The organism is Actinokineospora sp. (genome assembly GCF_050699995.1).
GTDB lineage: Bacteria > Actinomycetota > Actinomycetes > Mycobacteriales > Pseudonocardiaceae > Actinokineospora.
The window spans coordinates 1-19250 of the sequence record NZ_JBOHGC010000014.1; the positions used below are offsets into that span (position 1 = coordinate 1).

17 protein-coding genes are annotated in these 19250 nt (G+C 69.9%); 3 read left to right on the top strand and 14 right to left on the bottom strand.

The features are described 5' to 3' along the window. Positions 1 to 39 precede the first annotated feature (39 nt). The 3 genes from ACRDSQ_RS00600 to ACRDSQ_RS00610 form a co-directional block, all read right to left on the bottom strand. Positions 40 to 651 (bottom strand): lipoprotein, encoded by a 612-nt coding sequence (locus ACRDSQ_RS00600; protein WP_431417811.1) that lies wholly within the window; start codon positions 649 to 651, stop codon positions 40 to 42. A 27-nt stretch (positions 652 to 678) separates the two neighbouring features. Continuing rightward, on the bottom strand, positions 679 to 2340 hold the full coding sequence (cimA, locus tag ACRDSQ_RS00605) for a citramalate synthase (RefSeq protein ID WP_431417812.1): 1662 nt from the start codon (positions 2338 to 2340) through the stop codon (positions 679 to 681). A gap of 228 nt (positions 2341 to 2568) precedes the next feature. After that, positions 2569 to 3318 carry a class I SAM-dependent methyltransferase gene (locus ACRDSQ_RS00610; RefSeq protein WP_431417813.1) on the bottom strand — a complete coding sequence of 250 codons (750 nt, stop codon included), beginning with the start codon at positions 3316 to 3318 and terminating at the stop codon, positions 2569 to 2571. 59 nt (positions 3319 to 3377) lie between these two features. Here ACRDSQ_RS00610 and ACRDSQ_RS00615 point away from each other — a divergent pair, with 59 nt between their 5' ends. Then, the gene (locus tag ACRDSQ_RS00615) at positions 3378 to 3959 is read left to right on the top strand and encodes a CGNR zinc finger domain-containing protein (RefSeq protein WP_431417815.1); all 582 of its coding nucleotides are present in this window, start codon (positions 3378 to 3380) and stop codon (positions 3957 to 3959) included. 7 nt (positions 3960 to 3966) lie between these two features. Here ACRDSQ_RS00615 and ACRDSQ_RS00620 read toward each other — a convergent pair whose 3' ends face one another. The 8 genes from ACRDSQ_RS00620 to ACRDSQ_RS00655 form a co-directional block, all read right to left on the bottom strand. Beyond that, on the bottom strand, positions 3967 to 4947 hold the full coding sequence (locus ACRDSQ_RS00620; RefSeq protein WP_431417817.1) for an ABC transporter substrate-binding protein: 981 nt from the start codon (positions 4945 to 4947) through the stop codon (positions 3967 to 3969). After that, positions 4944 to 5717: an ABC transporter ATP-binding protein gene (locus ACRDSQ_RS00625; RefSeq protein ID WP_431417819.1), complete on the bottom strand. Its 774-nt coding sequence runs from the start codon at positions 5715 to 5717 to the stop codon at positions 4944 to 4946. The genes ACRDSQ_RS00620 and ACRDSQ_RS00625 overlap by 4 nt, the downstream gene beginning before the upstream one ends. After that, positions 5717 to 6730, bottom strand: a complete 1014-nt coding sequence (locus ACRDSQ_RS00630) for a FecCD family ABC transporter permease (RefSeq protein ID WP_431417821.1) — start codon at positions 6728 to 6730, stop codon at positions 5717 to 5719. The genes ACRDSQ_RS00625 and ACRDSQ_RS00630 overlap by 1 nt, the downstream gene beginning before the upstream one ends. Positions 6731 to 7094: 364 nt before the next feature. Next, a complete protein-coding gene (locus ACRDSQ_RS00635; RefSeq protein WP_187221353.1) occupies positions 7095 to 8132 on the bottom strand; it encodes a 3-isopropylmalate dehydrogenase in 1038 nt (345 codons plus the stop codon). Positions 8133 to 8473: 341 nt separating this feature from the next. Next, entirely contained in the window at positions 8474 to 10072 is a 1599-nt protein-coding gene (serA, locus tag ACRDSQ_RS00640; protein WP_431417824.1) for a phosphoglycerate dehydrogenase, read from the bottom strand. Positions 10073 to 10236: 164 nt separating this feature from the next. Beyond that, positions 10237 to 10554 carry a hypothetical protein gene (locus tag ACRDSQ_RS00645; protein WP_431417825.1) on the bottom strand — a complete coding sequence of 106 codons (318 nt, stop codon included), beginning with the start codon at positions 10552 to 10554 and terminating at the stop codon, positions 10237 to 10239. Positions 10555 to 12564: 2010 nt separating this feature from the next. After that, the gene (locus ACRDSQ_RS00650; protein WP_431417826.1) at positions 12565 to 12840 is read right to left on the bottom strand and encodes a DUF397 domain-containing protein; all 276 of its coding nucleotides are present in this window, start codon (positions 12838 to 12840) and stop codon (positions 12565 to 12567) included. Positions 12841 to 13006: 166 nt separating this feature from the next. Continuing rightward, on the bottom strand, positions 13007 to 14200 hold the full coding sequence (locus ACRDSQ_RS00655) for an RNA-guided endonuclease InsQ/TnpB family protein (protein WP_431417828.1): 1194 nt from the start codon (positions 14198 to 14200) through the stop codon (positions 13007 to 13009). Between the two features lie 143 nt (positions 14201 to 14343). Between ACRDSQ_RS00655 and ACRDSQ_RS00660 the strand changes: the two genes are divergently transcribed. Beyond that, positions 14344 to 15060, top strand: coding sequence for a hypothetical protein (locus ACRDSQ_RS00660; protein ID WP_431417830.1), 717 nt, complete (start codon positions 14344 to 14346; stop codon positions 15058 to 15060). A 57-nt stretch (positions 15061 to 15117) separates the two neighbouring features. Here ACRDSQ_RS00660 and ilvC read toward each other — a convergent pair whose 3' ends face one another. Genes ilvC through ACRDSQ_RS00675 form a run of 3 tightly spaced genes read right to left on the bottom strand, consistent with a single transcriptional unit; the run spans position 15118 to position 18505 of the window. Beyond that, the gene (gene ilvC, locus ACRDSQ_RS00665) at positions 15118 to 16131 is read right to left on the bottom strand and encodes a ketol-acid reductoisomerase (RefSeq protein WP_187221358.1); all 1014 of its coding nucleotides are present in this window, start codon (positions 16129 to 16131) and stop codon (positions 15118 to 15120) included. Positions 16132 to 16163: 32 nt separating this feature from the next. Continuing rightward, complete coding sequence (ilvN, locus tag ACRDSQ_RS00670; RefSeq protein ID WP_091371379.1) at positions 16164 to 16670, bottom strand: acetolactate synthase small subunit; 507 nt, start codon at positions 16668 to 16670, stop codon at positions 16164 to 16166. 2 nt (positions 16671 to 16672) lie between these two features. Further along, the gene (locus ACRDSQ_RS00675) at positions 16673 to 18505 is read right to left on the bottom strand and encodes an acetolactate synthase large subunit (protein ID WP_431417833.1); all 1833 of its coding nucleotides are present in this window, start codon (positions 18503 to 18505) and stop codon (positions 16673 to 16675) included. Positions 18506 to 18797: 292 nt separating this feature from the next. Here ACRDSQ_RS00675 and ACRDSQ_RS00680 point away from each other — a divergent pair, with 292 nt between their 5' ends. Then, on the top strand, positions 18798 to 19238 hold the full coding sequence (locus tag ACRDSQ_RS00680; protein ID WP_431417836.1) for a PH domain-containing protein: 441 nt from the start codon (positions 18798 to 18800) through the stop codon (positions 19236 to 19238). Positions 19239 to 19250: the final 12 nt, after the last annotated feature.

Below are 19250 nucleotides of genomic sequence, written 5' to 3' on the forward strand. Positions count from 1 at the left end.
GTCCAACGTCGTGGACGTTGGACTCGCGGCCGAAACGGGTCAGCGCTCCGTCGGGGTGAGGGAGTCTTTGGCCAGGAGGTAGCCGGGGAGGGCCTTGTCGTAGTCGGTGGCGTCGTCGGCCGTTACCGCGACGACGACGGAACGCAGCGGGGTGACCATGGCGAACGCTCGGGCGCGCGCGCCTTGTTCTTTGACGTAGGTCACCTCGACGCCCTCGCCCATGCCGACGTCGGTGTCGCGGTACTGCGGGTCGGAGATGGCGCCCTCGGCCCCGAGGAACTTCTCCAGCGCCCCGCGCGGGGTCGCGCCTGCCTCGGTGCCCACCCAGGCCCGCACGAACGCCGCCTTCCCGCTGCTCTCCTTGACCTGGCAGGCCAAGGAGAGACCACCGCGCGGCGACCCGCCCGGGGCCGTGGGCACGACTTCCCACTCCTGGGCGATGTCGAACGCGACGGGCATCGGGCAGGTGTCCGGCATGCCGACCTGCTTGGCCGAGGCGGCGGGTGTCGCGCGGGTGTGCCAGACGTCGGAGGCGGGGGGCGCCGAGCTGGGCGGCGGTGCGGCGTTGCCTGGCGGAGTGCCGCCGCCCGCACATCCGGTGACCGCGATGGCCACCGACACGATTGCCGCCGCTACCTGAATCCGACGCACCCGACTGCCTCCTCTGCCCTCAGGGGCCTACGGACGCAGGCCCCCACCTGTCGGCACACCCGACCGGACCCGCATGGCCTTGTGCGTCAGCGCGTCGCAGAGGGCCAGCCAGCTGGCCTCCACGATGTTGCCGTGCACGCCGACCGTGGTCCATTCGAGCCCGTGGTCCGTGGACTGCACCAACACCCTGGTGACGGCATCGGTGCCGTGTTCGGTTGCACGCGGGCTGCCACCTGAAGTCAGAATCCGGACCTTGTAGTCGGTCAGCTCCACCTCGTCGATCCACGGCAGGTGCGGCACCAGCGCCTTGCGCAGTGCCGCGTCGAGCGCGTGGACCGGCCCGTTCCCCTCGGCGGTGGCGATGACCCGGCGGCCCGCGACGTGCACCTTCACCGTGGCCTCGGAGACGACCTCGCCGTCGATGCGGTGGTCGAGGATCACCCGGTAGGACTCGAGTTCGAACGGCGCGCGCACCGCCTCCGCGCCGCCGACCTCGTCGCGCAGCAGCAGTTCCAGGGAGGCGTCGGCGGCTTCGAACGACCAGCCGCGCGCCTCCAGTTCCTTGACCTTGGCCAGCGCGTTGTTCAACGCGTCAGGCCTGCCGGCCAGGTCGACCCCGAGTTCGTGTCCCTTGAGCTCCAGGCTGGCCCGGCCGGCCATCTCGGTGACCAGCACCCGCATGTCGTTGCCGACGATGACCGGATCGATGTGGTTGTAAAGCTCCGGGTCGACCTTGATCGCGCTCGCGTGCAGGCCCGCCTTGTGGGCGAACGCTGACGTCCCGACATAAGCCTGGTGGGTGTCGGGAGCGATGTTGGCGATCTCGGCAAGAGCATGGGAGACCCGGGTGAGCTCGGGCATGGCTTCGGTGGGTAGCACCCGCATGCCGAGCTTGGTCACGAGATTTCCGATCACGGCGAACAGGTCGGCGTTGCCCGCCCGCTCCCCGTAACCGTTCGCGGTGCACTGGACGTGGCTCGCGCCCGCCTGCACAGCCGCGACGCTGTTGGCCACCGCGCAGGACGTGTCGTCCTGGCAGTGGATGCCGACCCGAAAACCGGTGCGGTCGATGACTTCGCGGACCGTCTCGGCCAGGCCAAGCGGGAGCTGCCCGCCGTTGGTGTCGCACAGCACGGCGACGTCGGCGCCCGCCTCCATGCCCGCGCCGATCACCCGCAGCGCCGTGTCGGAGTCGAACGCGTAGCCGTCGAAGAAGTGCTCGGCGTCGAGGAACACCCGCCTGCCCTCGGCGACCAGGAACGCCACGGTGTCGCGCACCATCTCCGCGGCCTCGTCGACGTCGGTGCGCAGAGCCAGTTCGATGTGCCTGCGGTCGGACTTGGCGACCAGCGTGATGACCGGCGCCTGGGAATCGAGCAGCGCCCTGACCTGCGGGTCCGTGTCGGCTTTCGCCCCGGCGCGGCGGGTCGAGCCGAACGCGACGAGCGCGGCGTGCTTGAGGTCGAGTTCCTTGGCCGCGCGGGCGAAGAACTCGGTGTCCTTGGGCATCGCGCCCGGCCAGCCGCCCTCGATGAAGCCCACACCCAGGTCGTCGAGCAGCCGGGCGACCGCGAGCTTGTCGGTGACGGAGTAGGAAATGCCTTCCCGCTGGGCACCGTCGCGCAGGGTGGTGTCGTACATGTGGAAGGCGTCGCCGAGCGGTGTGCCTGCGGGCGAGGTGCGGGTCACGGAGGGCTCCTGGGTCAGAGGGCATTTCGTTGGCCGGAAAACAAAAAGACCCCCCGCATGGATGCGGGAGGTCAGCGCGCCGGGTGTGTAGCTCTGCTACCCAGCGCGCTCGTCAATAATGATCATGGAGAAAGTGGCCACGTCCAGATAGTGCCACAGTGGACCCGGCGGTACCAACTCGCGGACCCAGGTTCCCAAGCCCTGGGACCCGCAAGTCGGCGCCGCAGGTCAGCGGACCGCGACCACGACGTGGTCGTCGCCGAACTGCCAGACCGGACCGGCGGCGGCGGCGAAGCCCGCGCCGGTCAGCAGGCTCACGTACTCACCCACGGTGAGGCCGCTGGAGGAGTCATGGGAGATCGCGACCTGGGAGTGCGCGGCGGCGAGGGCGCCCATGCCGGGCTCGGCGAGCACGGCGTCCCACCAGGCGCGCCAGTCCTCGTTGTCGAAGACGCCCACGCGGATCGCGCGAGCCTCCCGGACGACCTTGGCGTAGGCGTCGAGCGGGCCGTCGAGATGCATGTTGTCGGCGTTGACCAGCACACCGCCGGGCCGGAGCCTGCCCGCGGCGGTGGCGAACACCTGGGCCAACTCGGTCGGCGCGAGCCAGTGCAGGGCGGTACTGGACACCACGGCGTCCCACTCCCCCGCCATGCCCACGGCGTCCGCCCAGGCCGGGTCGCCGAGAAGAGCCCGGACGAACCGGACGTCGGCCCGGGCGGCGGAGTTCGCCAGCTCCAGCAGCAGCGGGTCGGCGTCCACGCCCACGATCTCGGCGTGCGGGAGCGCGTCGGCGATGCGTTCGGCCAGCGAGCCCGGGCCGCAGCCGAGGTCGACGATCCGCGGCTTGGCGATGCCCGCCGTGGCCTGCCGAACGACGTCGATGACGACCCGGAACCGCTCTTCCCGGTCGGCGACGTAGCGCTCCTGCTGGGTGTCCCACCGGTCCAGCCACTTCTGTGCGGTTATCGTGTCCACAAGCCCCTCCGGTAACTGGCGTATTCAAGAACGACAGTGACAAACCTAGAGAAGAGGACGTGACTGGTCAAGTGGACTTCGACAGTCACTCAAGTGTGGTGGCCCAGGCTGCCCTGGCGTTGATGAACGAGGTGTCCCCCGGATACCGGCGCGGCCGGGAGTCTCCCGCGCCCGACGACCTTTCCGAGGCCATGACCAGGGCGATCGCGTCGGTCAACCCGAAGTGGGGCGGCCCGCCGGACGAGGCCGCCGCCGCGAGGCTGACGGCTTGGGCGGTCCGGCTGCACCGGGCTGTCACGGCCGTGGACGCGGGCGATGTCGACGCCGCGTGCGTCGAGGTGAACCAGGTCATGCGGGAAGCGGGTGCGCTGCCCACTTTGGCGCGGCACGACGGCGAGCCCTGGCATCTGCACTTCCACGCCGTCGACGCGCCGTGGGACGAGAGCTGGGCGGCGTCGATGGCCACCAGCCTGGCCATCGTGCTCGGCAACGCCACGATCGACCGGCTCGGCATCTGCAACGCGACGGCGTGCGACCGGGCCTACTTGGATCTCTCGCGCAACGGAACGCGGCGGTTCTGTTCCACGGCTTGCCAGAACCGGGTCAAGGCGGCTGCGTTCCGTGCGCGTCAGTCGGGCTAGTGCTGCGTCAGGAACTTGTTGAACTCCACGATCGCGGCGGGGTTGCGTGGGCCCTCGACGAGCGCCGCGGGAGCACGTAGAACCGCTGGTTCTGGATGGCGGGCACGCTCGCCAGCGCGGGATGGGAGAGCAGGAACTGCTTCTTGGCCTCGATGCTGTCGCTGGGGCCGTTGCCGTAGTCGTTGATCAGGATGACCTCGGGCGCCCGCTGCACCACCGACTCCCAGCTCACCGTGGTCCAGCTGTCGTCGAGGTCGCCGAAGATGTTGTCACCGCCCGCTTTCGCGATGATCTCCTGCGGACCGGCGTTGCGCCCGGAGGTGAAGGGCTGGTCGATCCCGGCGTCGTAGAGGAACACCTTGGGCCGCTTCCAGTCCGCGGGCAACGCCGCCGCCGAGGCGACCTGCTTCTGGTAGCCCGCAACGAGTTCATCGGCCCGCTGCCGGACGCCGAACACGGTCCCGAGGTTGCGCAGATCCGTGTAGAGGGCTTCCAGCGGGTCCATGATCCCCCGCTGCTTGCCCACGCCGTTGCGGCACGACTCGGTGAGCAGGTAGCTCTGGACTCCCAACGCCTTGAGGCTGTCGGGGGTGAGTCCCTTGGTCTCGTTGAAGCCGTAGTTCCAGCCCGCGAACACAAGATCGGCGTTGGCGCCCTGGATCGGTTCCACGGCGATGTCCTCGGCGATGCGGGGAACCTTGTCGAAGTCCGCCTTCCACGGCGAACTCGCGATGCCGCGGTCCTGCCCGTGGTCCACTGTGTACCCGGCCATCCGATCGGCCAGCCCGAGGGCGAACATGATCTCGGTGATGCCGATGTCGTTGGCCACCACCCGCGACGGCGCGCGGTCGAACTTCACATCCGCGTCGCAGTTGCGGATGGTCACGGGATATCCCTGTTGGGCGGGGGCCGAATTGTCGGCCGCGATCTGCGCACCGCACGCGGTCGTGCTCAGCATTACCGCGACAGCCAGGACTCGGGTCTTCACTGGGTCTCCTCTTGGTGGACAAGCCGGTCGTAGAGCAGTTGTGGGGCACCGGAAACGGGATGGTCGACGACGAACGCGCGAACTCCGAACACCTCGGCGACCAACTGTGGCGTGAACACCTCGGCGGGTCGTCCACTGGCGACGATCCGGCCGTCGGCGAGCACGTGGACGCGGTCGCAGTAGGTGGCGGCGAGGTTCAGGTCGTGCAACACGGTCAGAACCGTCAGCCCGGTGCTGGCGACGAGTGCGAGGATTTCGTGCTGGTGGCGGATGTCGAGGTGGTTGGTCGGCTCGTCGAGCACGAGAACCTTCGGCTGCTGCGCCAAAGCGCGGGCGACGAGCACCCGCTGCCGCTCCCCGCCGGACAGGGTGAGCACGCTGCGCTCGGCGAGGTGCGTGGCATCGACGCGTTTCAACGCCTCCGCGCAGATCGCGGCGTCGGCCTCGTTCTCGCGTTCGAAGGTTCCCTTGTGCGGCAGGCGGGCCATGGCGACGACCTCGGCGACGGTGAAGTCGAGGTCCACGTGGCTGTCCTGGGTGACCGCGGCCAGCAGCCGGGCGCTGTGCTTCGGCGCCAGGTCGGCGAGCGGATCGCCGCCGAGGAGCACGGCTCCCGCGTCGGGGGTCAGCGAGCGGTAGACACAGCGCAAGGTGGTGGTCTTGCCGCTTCCGTTGGGGCCCACCAGACCCACGACAGTGCCGGTCGCGGCGGCGAGCGAGACGTCGGAGACGATCGAGCCGACGGAGAGGTCACGGAGTTCGATGTCCATCAGCTGCCCCCGAACACGTAGCCGCGGCGGCGCATCAGGAACACGAAGCACGGCACGCCCACGACCGCGGTGATCACGCCCAGCGGAAGCTCCTGCGGCGCGGCGACCGTGCGCGCCACGAGGTCCACCCAGATCAGGAACACCGCGCCCGCCAACGGCGCGACCGTCAGCACCCGGCGGTGATCGGCGCCGACCACCATCCGCACCAGGTGCGGCACGACCAGCCCGACGAACCCGACCGCGCCGCTTACCGCGACCAGCGTCCCGGTGAGGACCGAGGACACCACGAACAACGTGCGGCGCAAGGCGGTCGGGTCCACGCCCAGGGTCAGCGACGTCTCGTCGCCCATCGACAAAGCGTTGAGGGAGCGGGCGATCAGCCGCAGGTAGACGAGGCCGATGACCACCACCGCGGTCGACAGCGGCAGCATCGCCCAGGTGGCCGCGCCGAGGCTGCCGAGCAGCCAGAACAGCACCGACCGGGCCGCTTCCCCATGCGGCGCCAGGAAAATCAGCACGGTCGTGACCGCGGAGAAGGCGTACGCCATCGCGGTCCCGGTCAGCACCAACCGCAGCGGCGTCAGGCCTTGGGACGTGCGGGCCGCGAGGTAGACGAGCACCGTGGCGACCAGCGCGCCCAGCGAGGCCGCCACCGACAGCGCGTAGAGGCCCATCGACGCGAACACCCCGAACACGACCACCGTCGACGCGCCGACCGACGCCCCCGACGACATGCCCAGCACGAACGGATCCGCCAACGCGTTGCGCACCATGGTCTGCACGACGACACCGACCACCGACAGTCCGGCGCCGACGACGGCCGCGAGCAGCACCCGGGGCAGCCGGATCTCCCACACGATCCGATAAGTGCCCGCGTCAGCGGCGTCGACGATCCCGCCGAACAGCGCCGCGCGCAGGTGGGCGACGGTGTCGAGGAGGGGAACGCGGACCGGGCCGAGCGCGACACCGCACACCACGGACACCAGGAGAACCCCGGCTAAGAGCACGACCATCGGCGCGAGCGGGCGCCGGGACAAGGGGACAGGGGCGGACACAGGCACCTTTCGGAGTGCGGGTCCGAAACGAAACCCACGACCCCGGCACGCGCGCGTCGACACCGGAAGGGACTTCGCCCGCAGACCTCGGCGGGAGAGAGCTTGGCTTGCGCGGGTTGTCAGGTGGTCGGGCTCGTCCGCCGTGAGGCGGACCTACCGTTGCGGGTCAGCGCCGGATTTTGACCGGTCTTTCCCTTCGAACCGCGGATGAAGTTGTGGCACGCATGGTGGCGGCACCGAGGTGGCGCTGTCAACGCGCCGTGCCCGCACGTGCGAATGGCCACCCGCCGAAGCGGATGTGGCCATTCGTGTGTGCTTTCAGCTAGCTGACGCGCACGTTCGACGACACCAGGGCCGCCAGACGGTCGCCGATGGCGAAGGTGCCACCGGGCGAAGCGTGGTCGCGGGTGGCGAGGTCGAACGCCACCGAAGCCTCGATGCGCCGGGCCGACTCGTTCTGGCCCAGGTGGTCGAGCAGCAGCGCGACCGACAGCACGGCGGCCGTCGGGTCGGCGATGCCCTGGCCCGCGATGTCCGGCGCGCTGCCGTGCACGGGCTCGAACATGCTCGGGTTGCGCTTGGTGATGTCGAGGTTGCCGCTGGCCGCGAGGCCGATTCCGCCGGTGACCGCCGCCGCCAGGTCGGTGAGGATGTCACCGAACAGGTTGTCGGTGACGATCACGTCGAAGCGGGTCGGGTCGGTCACCATGTGGATGGTCGTGGCGTCCACATGCTGGTAGGCGACCGTGACCTCGGGGTGCTCGAGCGAGACCTCCTCGACCACCCGCGACCACAGCGAGCCGGCGTGGGTGAGGACGTTCGTCTTGTGCACCAGCGTGAGGTGCTTGCGCGGACGGGCCGAGGCACGGCCGAACGCGTCGCGGACCACCCGCTCGACGCCGAACGAGGTGTTGACGCTCACCTCGGTGGCGATCTCGTGCGGAGTGTCCTTTCGCAACAGACCGCCGTTGCCCGCGTACAGGCCCTCGGTGCCTTCGCGGACGACGATCATGTCGATCTCGCCCGGGTCGACGATCGGGCTCTTCACACCTGGGTAGAGCCGCGCCGGGCGCAGGTTCACGTGGTGGTCGAGCTCGAACCGCAGACGCAGCAGGAGGCCGCGCTCCAGGATGCCGCTCGGCACCGAAGGGTCGCCGACCGCGCCGAGCAGGATCGCGTCGTGCTCACGCAACTCGCCGAGCACCGACTCCGGCAGGAGCTCACCAGTCGCGTGCCAACGCGACGCGCCGAGGTCGTAGCGGGTGATCTCGGCGGTCGGAACGACCTCGCCCAGCACCTTGAGTGCCTCAGCGATGACTTCCGGCCCGATCCCGTCACCTGGGATCACCGCGAGCCGCATGCACACACCTCCCGGAGTATCGGCCCGAACTGACAGGGCCTCGTAGACGAACGAAAGGCTACCGGCAATAAGCCCGATTGCCGCATCTCGCCACCCCACTGGGTGGTTTCATCACACCTCGACCGTGCTTCTGCTACACCTGCGGTGCCGAAATCGGCTGTATGACAACCATTCCGGGCACACCCGAGGCCGAGATCAGACTTCTCAACGTATGGACAGCCCGCAAACCGGCCGCCCACCCCACCGCCCCCAAGGGGACCGTGACGCCACGTGACCACGGTGCGCCCATCACGCACCGTGCTCACGCAGCGCGACCAACCCTAAAATTTCGGGGAGGCGGCTCAGCCGAAGTCGATCGAGCGGACCGTGCGGGCGCCGATGGACTTGCCGATCGACTCCAGCACCGACTGGTCGACCGAGCGGCCGACGCGCAGGACCATGACCGCGTCGGCGCCGTCGGTGGTCTGGCTGATCTGCGCGGCGTCGATGTTGATGCCCGACTCGCCGAGCAGGGTGCCGACGGTGCCCATCACGCCGGGGCGGTCCGGGTACTCCAGGAACACCACGTCACCCTCGGCGCGCAGGTCGAAGTGCCTGCCGTTGACCTCGACGAGCTTCTCGACCTGGGTCAGGCCGGACAGCGTGCCGCTCACGGTCAGCGACGAACCGTCGGGGTAGACCGCGCGCAGCGTGACGAGGCTGCGGTGGTTGGCGCTCTCGGACTCCTTGGAGAGGTCGATCGCCACGCCCAGGTCCTCGGCGAGGCGGGGCGCGTTCACGAACGTCACCTGGTCCTCGACGATGCCGGAGAACACGCCCCGCAAGGCGGCCAGCGGCAGGATCGAGACGTCCTCAGTGGACAGTTCACCGCGGACCACGACGGAGACCGAGGTGGGGGCCTTCGGGCTCAGCGCGGAGAGCACGGTGCCGAGCTTCTGGGTGAGCCGCAGGTACGGGCGGACCTCTTCGCCGACGACGCCCCCGGCGGCCACGTTCACCGCGTCGGGCACGAACTCGCCGCGCAGGGCCAGCAGCACCGAACGGGCCACGTCGGTGCCCGCACGGTCCTGGGCCTCGCTGGTGGAGGCGCCCAGGTGCGGGGTCACGACGATGCCGGGCACGCCGAACAGCGGGCTCTCGGTGGTGGGCTCGGTGACGAAGACGTCGACACCGGCGCCGCCGACGTGGCCGCTGCGCACGGCGTCGGCGAGCGCCTGCTCGTCGATCAGGCCGCCGCGGGCGGCGTTGACGATGATGACGCCCTTCTTGGTCTTCGCGAGCGCGTCGGCGTTGAGCAGGCCCTTGGTCTCGGGCGTCTTCGGGAGGTGCACGGAGATGACGTCGGCGCGGGAGAGCAGCTCGTCGAGGGTGACCAGCTCGATCCCCAGCTGCGCGGCGCGCGCGGGAGAGGCGTACGGGTCGTAGGCGATCAGCGTGGTGCCGAACGCGGCGAGACGCTGGGCGAACAGCTGGCCGATCTTGCCCAGGCCGACGACGCCCACGGTCTTGCCGTTGAGCTCGACCCCGGAGAACTTGCTCCGCTTCCACTCGCCACCCTGCAGCGTCGCGTGCGCCTCGGGCACCTGGCGGGCCACGGCCAGCAGGAGGGCCACGGCGTGCTCGGCGGCGGAGACGATGTTCGAGGTCGGCGCGTTGACGACCAGGACACCCCGGTCGGTCGCGGCGGGCACCTCGACGTTGTCGAGGCCGACACCCGCGCGGGCGACGACCTTGAGCTTGTCACTGGCCTTGAGCACCTCGGCGTCGACCTGGGTGGCGGACCGGACAAGCAGCGCGTCGGCACTGGCGACGGCGGCGAGGAGAGCGGGGCGGTCGGTGCCGTCGACGTGGCGAACCTCGATCTCGTCGCCGAACACGTCCAGCACGGACGGCGCGAGCTTCTCGGCGATGAGGACGACGGGTCGGGTCGAATTGGTCACGCTGCGACTCCAAGGTCAGGAGGCTGGGCAGGAGACGGTTACCGCGCTGTAACCAGACGTCGACGAGTCTATGACGTGGGCTGAACCGTTTCACCAGGAGGTGGGATTCATGACATGGCAGCGTTGCGCCACACCGCCCCGGCGACAAGGTCAACTACCCGCTGTCACTCCCCGATGACCTGCGGGGCGGTGAACTCGCCACTGCCGAACACCTCGTCATCGTCGCCTTCGACGAGGAAGGCAGGCCGCTTTTTCTCCTGGTCCTTGACGGTGGGGAGCTCGGGGTGGTCGTCGTTGGAGCGGATCGGGACGGGAGTGCTGCCGGTCGAGTAGCCACCGGAGCCCGCGGGTCCGAAACCGCCGCCGAAGGCCCCGATGGGCGGCAGCTTGGCCGCGATGGCCGGGGGTGGCTGGGGCGGGCGGTTCTGCGGGTTGGGCGCGGGCGGCCGCATCGGCTGGCGGGGAGCTTCGGGTTGGCGCATCGGTGGACGGGCCGCGTTCGGCCCTGGTCGCCCCATCGGCCTGGGCGCGTCGGGACCGGGCTGGCCGGGGCGAGCCGGAGGGCGGGACTCGCCAGGCCCTTGCCTGCCCATGGGACGTGACGTGTCGGGGCCGGGCTGCCCCATCGAGCGCGGCCCGTCAGGACCCGACTGCCCCAGCGGGCGGGGAGCCTCGCCACCCGGCTGAATCGGCGGGCGCGAACCATCAGAACCCGACTGCCCCATCGGGCGGGACGCGGCGGGACCGGGCTGCCCCAGTGGCGGACGCGGAGGGTCCGGAATGCGTTGGTCCAGCCGACGGGGAGCGTCGGGAGCGGGCTGGCCCATCGGGCGGCTGGCATCAGGACCAGGCTGGCCCACAGGGCGCCCAGTGTCGGGGCCCGGCTGGCCCATCGGCCAGCCGGCATCGGGACCAGGCTGGCCCATCGGGCGCCCGGCATCAGAACCAGGCTGGCCGGGGCGAGGCGGAGGCCCGGAAGCCTCAGGCAGGTGCCTGCCTGGCGGGATCGGTGGGCGTGCGGGCATGGGGCGGTGCGGTGGATCGAAATGACCGGCCGCAGGCCGCATCGACCGCTCGATATCCGGCAAAGAGTGCTGACCGGGATGGGTCTGGGGCACGTGCCTGCCCGCCGAACGCTCAGCACCGGGCATGGGGTGGGCAAGCCCGACCTGATCTGGCCTGCCGGATCCCATGGCCTGCTGCCTGCCGTCAGGCAGGTGTTGCCCGGGGCGGCTCTGCGGATCGACTGGAGGGCGCCCAGGCAAGCCCGGTGAATGGTCGCCGTCGGGCATGGAATGGGCAAGCCGACCCGGCGAACCCTCAGCCCCAGCCATCGGATGTGCCTGCCGACCCTGCGGCCCCTCAACCCCAGCCATCGGGTGCACGGGGTCAGGGCGCATCGCCGGGCGCTCGTCCCCGGGCAGATGCTGACCGGGGCGAACCGGTGGTCGCCCGGCCTCGGGTTGGCCGTCGCCCATCGGCGGGGCCTGGCGGTTCTGCGGTGGGTCGTACAGGCCAGGTCGACCATGCCCGTCCACCGGGTGCCCAGGCCTCATCGGCGCGCCGGGACGGCCCTGCTGCGGAAGCACCGGGTCGCGGTGCCGGCCAGGGTTTACCGGGGGCGGACGGTGCTGCGGTCCGGTCGGCGGGTGGTTCTGCCAAGCGGCCATCGGCGGCCTGCCCGCGGACGGGTCCTCCACCTGGTCAGGTCCGCCCATGGCAGGCGGGCGGTCCTCGTCCGGTGGTCGCGCTCCGGGCGTCGGTGAATGGGGCATCGGCAAGCGGTCCTCACTCGGTGACGTACGCGGTCCCTCCGAGGACCCAGCATCCATGAGCGGCCGATCCCCATCAAACGACGGGTACGAACCAGTCGGCAGCAAGGGAGCGGAACCAACAGCAGGATGGGCCGGGGCGTCCAGGGGGAGCGGAGCCTGCGGTTCGGCAGGCCACTCCTCCTCCCGCGGTGCGATCGAATACTCCCCTGACTCAGGAGCCACGACGTCCGCGGCAGGCCAACCGATCGGGGCCGAATCGCGGACCTCCGCGGGCGGTTCCTCGAAGCCGCCGATGCGCGGGGCGACCAGTTCCTCGCGGGCTCGCCGTGAGCGTCGGCCGGGAGGGGCGCTGGGCTCCTCGGACCGGGCCGGGTCTTGGGTCAGGAAAGTGGGCGCGGCGGGCTCCACGAAGCCGCCACCGGGCCAGACGTCCCCAGAGCCCCCACCTGCCCCCAGAGCCACCGAAATCCCGAGAACCGTCAAACCCCCCAGAGCCCCCCGAACCAGGCTCCACGAACCCCGGTCGGCCCTCGTGCCCCCCGCCGGCTAAAGGTAAGTGCTCTTCAGCCTCCCGCCGGGCCTCGGCGGAATGGCGTCCACCTCCCGACGGCGGTGTCCACGTGTCCTCCTGCGGCCACTCCGGCGCCGCGGGTGGGGTCACCCAACGTGGGTCACCCGATTCAGTGAAATCCCCCCGGTCCCGGGCCGCGCCCGGGCTCACCACGGCTCGTCGAACTCGCCTGCCTTGGCGCCCTCGACGAAGGCGTCCCACTCAGACTCGGTGAAGACCAGGACGGTGTCGTCCGGGCCGGTGAACTTGGAGTTGCGCATGGCGATGTAGGTCTTGCCGTCGGTGTGCGGCACGAACGCGATCTCGACGTATTCGCCGTTGGGGTCGGCATCCGGCTCCGCGGCGCGCTGCCAGTCGGCGTTCGTGAGGTCGAGGTTGCCGCGCACCTCGGCCTTGTCGTCGTAGATGGGGGCGCTGTCCATCGCGTCTCCTCTTTGGTCCCGAAGGCGTCACCGAAAACTGTCGGGCCCAGGTATACCGCAGTGGGCGGCTCGGTGATGCCGGAACGTGTCGGTCCGGCCACGCCTCCGTCGCGCTCAGTAGCTTGACATCCTCCCCCGCTTGAAGGCCTGGGGATTCCAACAGCGACTACTCCACGGATAGGAGGTCACGTTGAGGTTCACGGTTCGCGGACACACCCGAGGGCGGGCCTCCCCGTGCGGCCACGGCATGCCCTGCCGCGTGTCGAATATTCAGTGCCGCGTTCACATCGGCGTTGCAGGCGAATCCGCAGGACCTGCAGCGGAAGGCGGCTTGGCTCTCGCGCGCCTCCCGATCCACGATCCCGCATACCGAACAACGCTGACTCGTCAACCGCGGATCAACCTTCACCACCCGACCCGAAGCCTTCTGCTCCAACCGGGTCACCAGCAGACCCCACCCGTTGGCCAGGATCCCTCGGTTCAAGCCCGCCTTCTGCCGCACACCCCGACCGGGGACTTCGACCGTGCCCTTCGCCGACCGGGTCATGTTGGTGATCTTGAGGTCTTCGACGCCGATTACATCGAATTCCTGGGCCAAGCGGGTGCTGGTCTTCTCGACCCAGTCCTTGCGCCGGTCGGTTTCGCGGGCCTTGAGCTTCGCGATCGCCGTCTTGACCTTGCCGCGCCGGTTGGAGCCGCGTTGTGCTCGGGCGAGCTTGCGTTGCAGCCGCAACAGTCGTGCCTGCTCGCTCCTGCGCAGCGTAGGCGTGGACAGCAGTTCCCCGGTAGACAGTGCCGCCGAGACCGCGACACCCCGGTCCACGCCCACTGCCGTACCCGTGTCCGGTCCGGCGATGGGTTCGGGCACAACGGCGAACGCCACGTGCCATCGGTCCGCCCGGTCACGGGTGATGCGGTAGGACTTCGCACCGTCGGCGACGGCACGCGACCAGCGGAACCGCACCCAACCGATCTTGGGCACCCTGACCTCGCCGACCATGCGCGACACCCGGCGCACATCATCGGGATTGACCGCCACGATCCGGAAGCCCTCGCCCCGCCCCCGTCGACGCCAGGTCGGCCGCCGATGGGTTCGGCCGAAGAAGTTCGCCATCGCCTGGTCGAAGTCCTTCAACGCCTGCTGCTGCACGATCACCGATCCGGCCGCCAACCACGGGTTCTCCGCCCGCGCCTCGGTCAACTGACGGCACTGCTCGCTATACCTCGGCGCCGCCTTACGCCCCGGACTCCAGTGGGCGTACTGCTCCACAGCGAGATTCCACACGAATCGGGCATGCCCACAGTGCTCCAGCAACATCCGCTCCTGAGCGGGGGTCGGTTGAAGACGGAACCGGGACATGCCGATCAACCTAAGGACCACCACCGACAAAACCAGGAGACAGCAATGAGTCACCGCAGACCGCGGCACGCTCGGGTTCTGGCGCGCATCCCTCACCCGATTCTTCCCCGGCGTGAACGCCGGAGCATCCTCGGGAGGTCCTGGTGAGCTCGTATTACGCGCGATACCTGAGCGGCGAGCACGAGGCGGTCTGGAACGACCTCCGCGCGCTCGGCGACATCCCGGAGAACCTCATCGAGGACGCCTCCGCCGTGGCCGACGAGACGATGATCCGGGTCGCCCAGCACGTCGCCCGCATCGCCGCCGCGCTGCCCGAGTTCGGCTGGGTCTCCTCCGACCGGCTGGTCCCCGCCCACCAGCCGCCCACCGAGGACGACGACGACCTGGTCGACACCCTGGTCGACAAGATCGGCGGCCTGCCGCTGGCCCTGGAGGCCTGCCTGCGCCGCGTCGGCGAGGTGTGGTTCGCCGGGGACTGCCAGGTCCTGGAGCTGACGTATCACCAGCAGCCCGCCCCGCGCGGCGCCCCGCCCGGCCCCGAGTACCCCGACCCGCTGTGCCTGGGCAACGCCTACTCACTGAGCTACGAGTGGCAGCGCTGCGAGAACCCGGCGGACTTCGTCTTCGCCATCTCCCCCGACGAGAGCACCAAGGCCAACGTCACCGGCGCCGCCCACGGCATCGACCTGCCCGCCGTGACGGCCGACGCGGTCCTGCGGGGCGTCGTGGGCAGGCCCGGCATCACCCTGGTCGACTACCTGCGCGAGTCGGTCGCCTGGGGCGGTTTCCCCGGCTTCTCCTTCACCCCGGAACTCGCCCCGGCCGCGCTCATCACCCTGCGCACCAAACCCGACTTCTGAGGGAACACAGTGGCCCGCGGCGTCGAGGACGCCACGGGCCACCGTTGGGGGAAAGCCTCAGGCGGTGTCGGTCAGCGGCCGGTCGACCCAGGACATCAGGCCACGCAGCTTGCGCCCGGTCTCCTCGATCGGGTGCTGCTCGCCCTGCTCCTGCAGCTTGCGGTAGTTCTCACGACCGGCCTCGTCCTCGGCCACCCACTCGCGGGCGAAGGTGCCGTCCTGGATCTCGCCCAGGATCTTCTTCATCTCCTCCTTGACCGCGGGGGTGATGACGCGCGGGCCGCGGGTGAGGTCGCCGTACTCGGCGGTGTCGGACACCGAGTAGCGCTGGCGGGCGATGCCGCCCTCGTACATCAGGTCGACGATGAGCTTGAGCTCGTGCAGCACCTCGAAGTAGGCGATCTCCGGGGCGTAGCCGGCTTCGGTGAGCACCTCGAAACCGGTCTGGACCAGCGCGGACGCGCCGCCGCAGAGCACGGCCTGCTCGCCGAACAGGTCGGTCTCGGTCTCCTCGGTGAACGTCGTCTTGATGACGCCGGCGCGCGCGCCGCCGATGGCCGCGGCGTAGGACAGGGCCAGCGCCTGGGCGCCGCCGGTGAAGTCCTGGTGCACGGCGATGAGCGCCGGGACGCCCTTGCCGTCGACGAACTGGCGGCGCACGAGGTGGCCGGGGCCCTTCGGCGCGACCATGGCCACGTCGATGTTCGCCGGCGGCTTGATCAGGTCGTAGCGGATGTTGAAGCCGTGGCCGAAGAACAGCGCGTCGCCGTCGGAGAGGTTGGGCTCGATGTCCTCGGCGTAGATGAAGCGCTGCTTGGTGTCGGGCGCCAGCACCATGATCAGGTCGGCTTCCTTGGAAGCCTCCGCCGGGGTGAGCACGCGCAGGCCCTGCTCTTCGGCCTTGGCGCGGGACTTGGAGCCCTCGGGGAGCCCGATGCGGACGTCCACACCCGAATCACGCAGGCTCAGCGCGTGCGCGTGGCCCTGGCTGCCGTAACCGATGACCGCGACCTTGCGACCCTGGATGATGCTCAGGTCGGCGTCGGCGTCGTAGAAGATCTCGACGGACATGGTGCTGTTGTTCCTTCCTGGGACTAACGAAATCAGCGGACGGCAGTTGCCGTGATGGATCGCGGACCGCGGCCGATGGCGACCATGCCGGACTGGACCATTTCGCGCACGCCGTAGGGCTCGAGCATGCGCAGCAGCGCCTCGAGCTTGTCGGCGGTGCCGGTGGCCTCGATGGTGAGCGCCTCGGGCGAGACGTCGACCACCTTGGCGCGGAACAGGTTCACCGTTTCGAGGACCTGGCTGCGCACGGTGGCGTCGGCGCGGACCTTGACCAGCAGCAGTTCCCGCTGCACCGCGATCGACGGCTCCAGCTCGACGATCTTGATGACGTTGATCAGCTTGTTGAGCTGCTTGGTGACCTGCTCGAGGGGCAGTTCGTCGACGGCCACGACGATCGTCATCCGGGACACGTCCGGGTGCTCGGTCGGGCCGACCGCGAGCGAGTCGATGTTGAAGCCGCGCCGGGAGAACAGGCCGGAGACGCGGGCCAGGACACCGGGCTTGTTCTCGACGAGAACGCTCAGAGTGTGAGTAGTCATGATCATTCCTCGTCGAACAGTGGCCGGATGCCGCGCGCGGCCATGATCTCGCTGTTGCCGGTGCCCGCGGCGACCATGGGCCACACCTGGGCGTCCTTGCCGACGACGAAGTCGATCACGACGGGCCGGTCGTTGATCGCCATGGCCCGGTTGATGACCTCGTCGACCTCTTCCTTGGTCTCGCACCGCAGGCCCGCGCAGCCCAGCGCCTCGGCGAGGAGGGTGAAATCGGGGATGCGGAACTTGTGCGTGCCGAGGTCGGTCTGCGAGTAGCGGCCGGAGTAGAAGAGGTTCTGCCACTGCCGGACCATGCCCAGGTTGCCGTTGTTGATGACGGCGACCTTGATGGGCGCGCCCTCGATGGCGCAGGTGGCGAGTTCCTGGTTGGTCATCTGGAAGCAGCCGTCGCCGTCGATCGCCCAGACCACCGCGTCCGGCTTGCCGAACTTGGCGCCCATGGCGGCGGGCACGGCGTAGCCCATGGTGCCCAGGCCGCCCGAGTTGAGCCAGGTGCCCGGCTTCTCGTAGCGGACGTGCTGCGCGGCCCACATCTGGTGCTGGCCGACGCCCGCGGTGTAGATCGCGTCGGGGCCCGCGATGGCGCCGATGCGCTCGATCACGTACTGCGGCGAGAGGGTCCCGTCCTCGGGCCACTCGTAGCCCAGTGGGTAGGTCTCACGCCACTCGTCGAGCTGCTTCCACCAGGGCGCGAGGTCCTCGGAGCCGGAAGCCTTCTCGGCCTTCACCGCGGCGATCAGCTCGATCAGGATCTCCTTGCAGTCACCGACGATGGGGACGTCGGCGCGGCGGTTCTTGGAGATCTCGGCCGGGTCGATGTCGGCGTGCACGATGGCCGCGCCGGGCGCGAACGACCCGAGCTGGCCGGTGACCCGGTCGTCGAAGCGGGCGCCGAGGGCGATGAGCAGGTCGGAGCTCTGCATGGCGCCGACCGCGGGGACCGTGCCGTGCATGCCGGGCATGCCCAGGTGCTGCTTGTGCGAGTCGGGGAACGCGCCGCGCGCCATCAGCGTGGTCACCACCGGCATGCCGGTCAGCTCGGCGAGCTCCAGCAGCTCGGGGGACGCCTGGGCCTTGATGACGCCGCCGCCGACATAGAGGACCGGGCGCTTCGCCGAGCACATCAGCTTGGCGGCCTCGCGGACCTGCTTGCCGTGCGGGCGGGTGGTCGGGCGGTAGCCGGGCAGCCGCAGCTCCGGCGGCCAGATGAAGGACGTCTGCTCCTGCAGGACGTCCTTCGGGATGTCGACCAGGACCGGGCCGGGCCTGCCGGTCTTCGCGAGGTGGAACGCCTCGGCGATGATCCGCGGGATGTCGGCCGGGTCGGTGACCAGGAAGTTGTGCTTGGTGATCGGCAGCGTGATGCCGCAGATGTCGGCTTCCTGGAACGCGTCGGTGCCGATCAGCGCGCGGGTCTGCTGGCCGGTGATGGCCACGACCGGCACGGAGTCCATGTTGGCGTCCGCGAGCGGGGTGACCAGGTTCGTCGCGCCCGGGCCGGAGGTGGCCATGCAGACGCCGACCTTGCCGGTGGCCTGCGCGTAGCCGGTCGCGGCGTGGCCCGCGCCCTGCTCGTGGCGGACGAGGACGTGCCGGACCTTGGTGGAGTCCAGCAGCGGGTCGTACGCGGGCAGGATCGTGCCGCCGGGAATGCCGAAGACGATTTCGACGCCTACCGCCTCGAGCGAGCGGACGAGTGACTGCGCGCCGGTCACCCGAACGGGTGTCCCGGTCGGCGGCGCGGGCTTCGGGCGGGCGGAGTTGCCCGGCCCCGGTGTCGCGGGGGCCGGCGTGGGCCGCGATGTGGCGCTGGTCATCGTTTCTGCCTCGTGGGTAGAAGTGTTATCTGGTCACGGGAAGCGGGTGAGGGCACAAAAAAGCCCCCGTCGACCGGCATGGTCGTACGAGGGTCCGCGCGTTCGATGCGTAACGGCTTCCGTCAGCGTCGAACGCGCGGCGGAAGTACGAGAATTGACTGTGAGGGCACGGCTCAGACGCTAATGCGTTCGGCCTAGGGCGTCAACTCTGCGGGATCGTGATCCCGGATACTGGACGCGCGGCAGGGGGTCGCGCGTATGCCCGCGGGTGCCAGGGTGCACCATTTGTCCTGTGTCCGACCAGCAGATTCCCTCCCGCCTCGTGTTCCGGATCCCGGGTGTCGCCATCCTCGCCGCCCTGCTCCTGGCCGTGTGCGCGACGCCGATCGCGTTCGCCGCGCCCTGGCTGCCGCTGCTCTATGTGATCCCGCTCGCCATCGTGGTGTGGGTCATCCGGGTCCGCACCACGGCGAACGCCGACGGCATCGTCGCCCGCCGGGTGGTGGGCAGCAGAACCATGCCGTGGGACTCCCTCAAGGGGCTGCGGCTGACCAAGCGGTCCGGGGTCCGGGCGGTGCTGGCCGACGACACCGAGGTCACCCTTCCGTGTGTGCGCGTCCGGCACCTGCCCGCGCTGGCCCTCGTCAGCGGCGGACGGCTGGACGACCCCACCGAGACACCGGTCACCGAACCTGAGGAGAAGGCCGAGGAACCCGCCGTCGAGGCGGAGTAACCTAAGGTCACC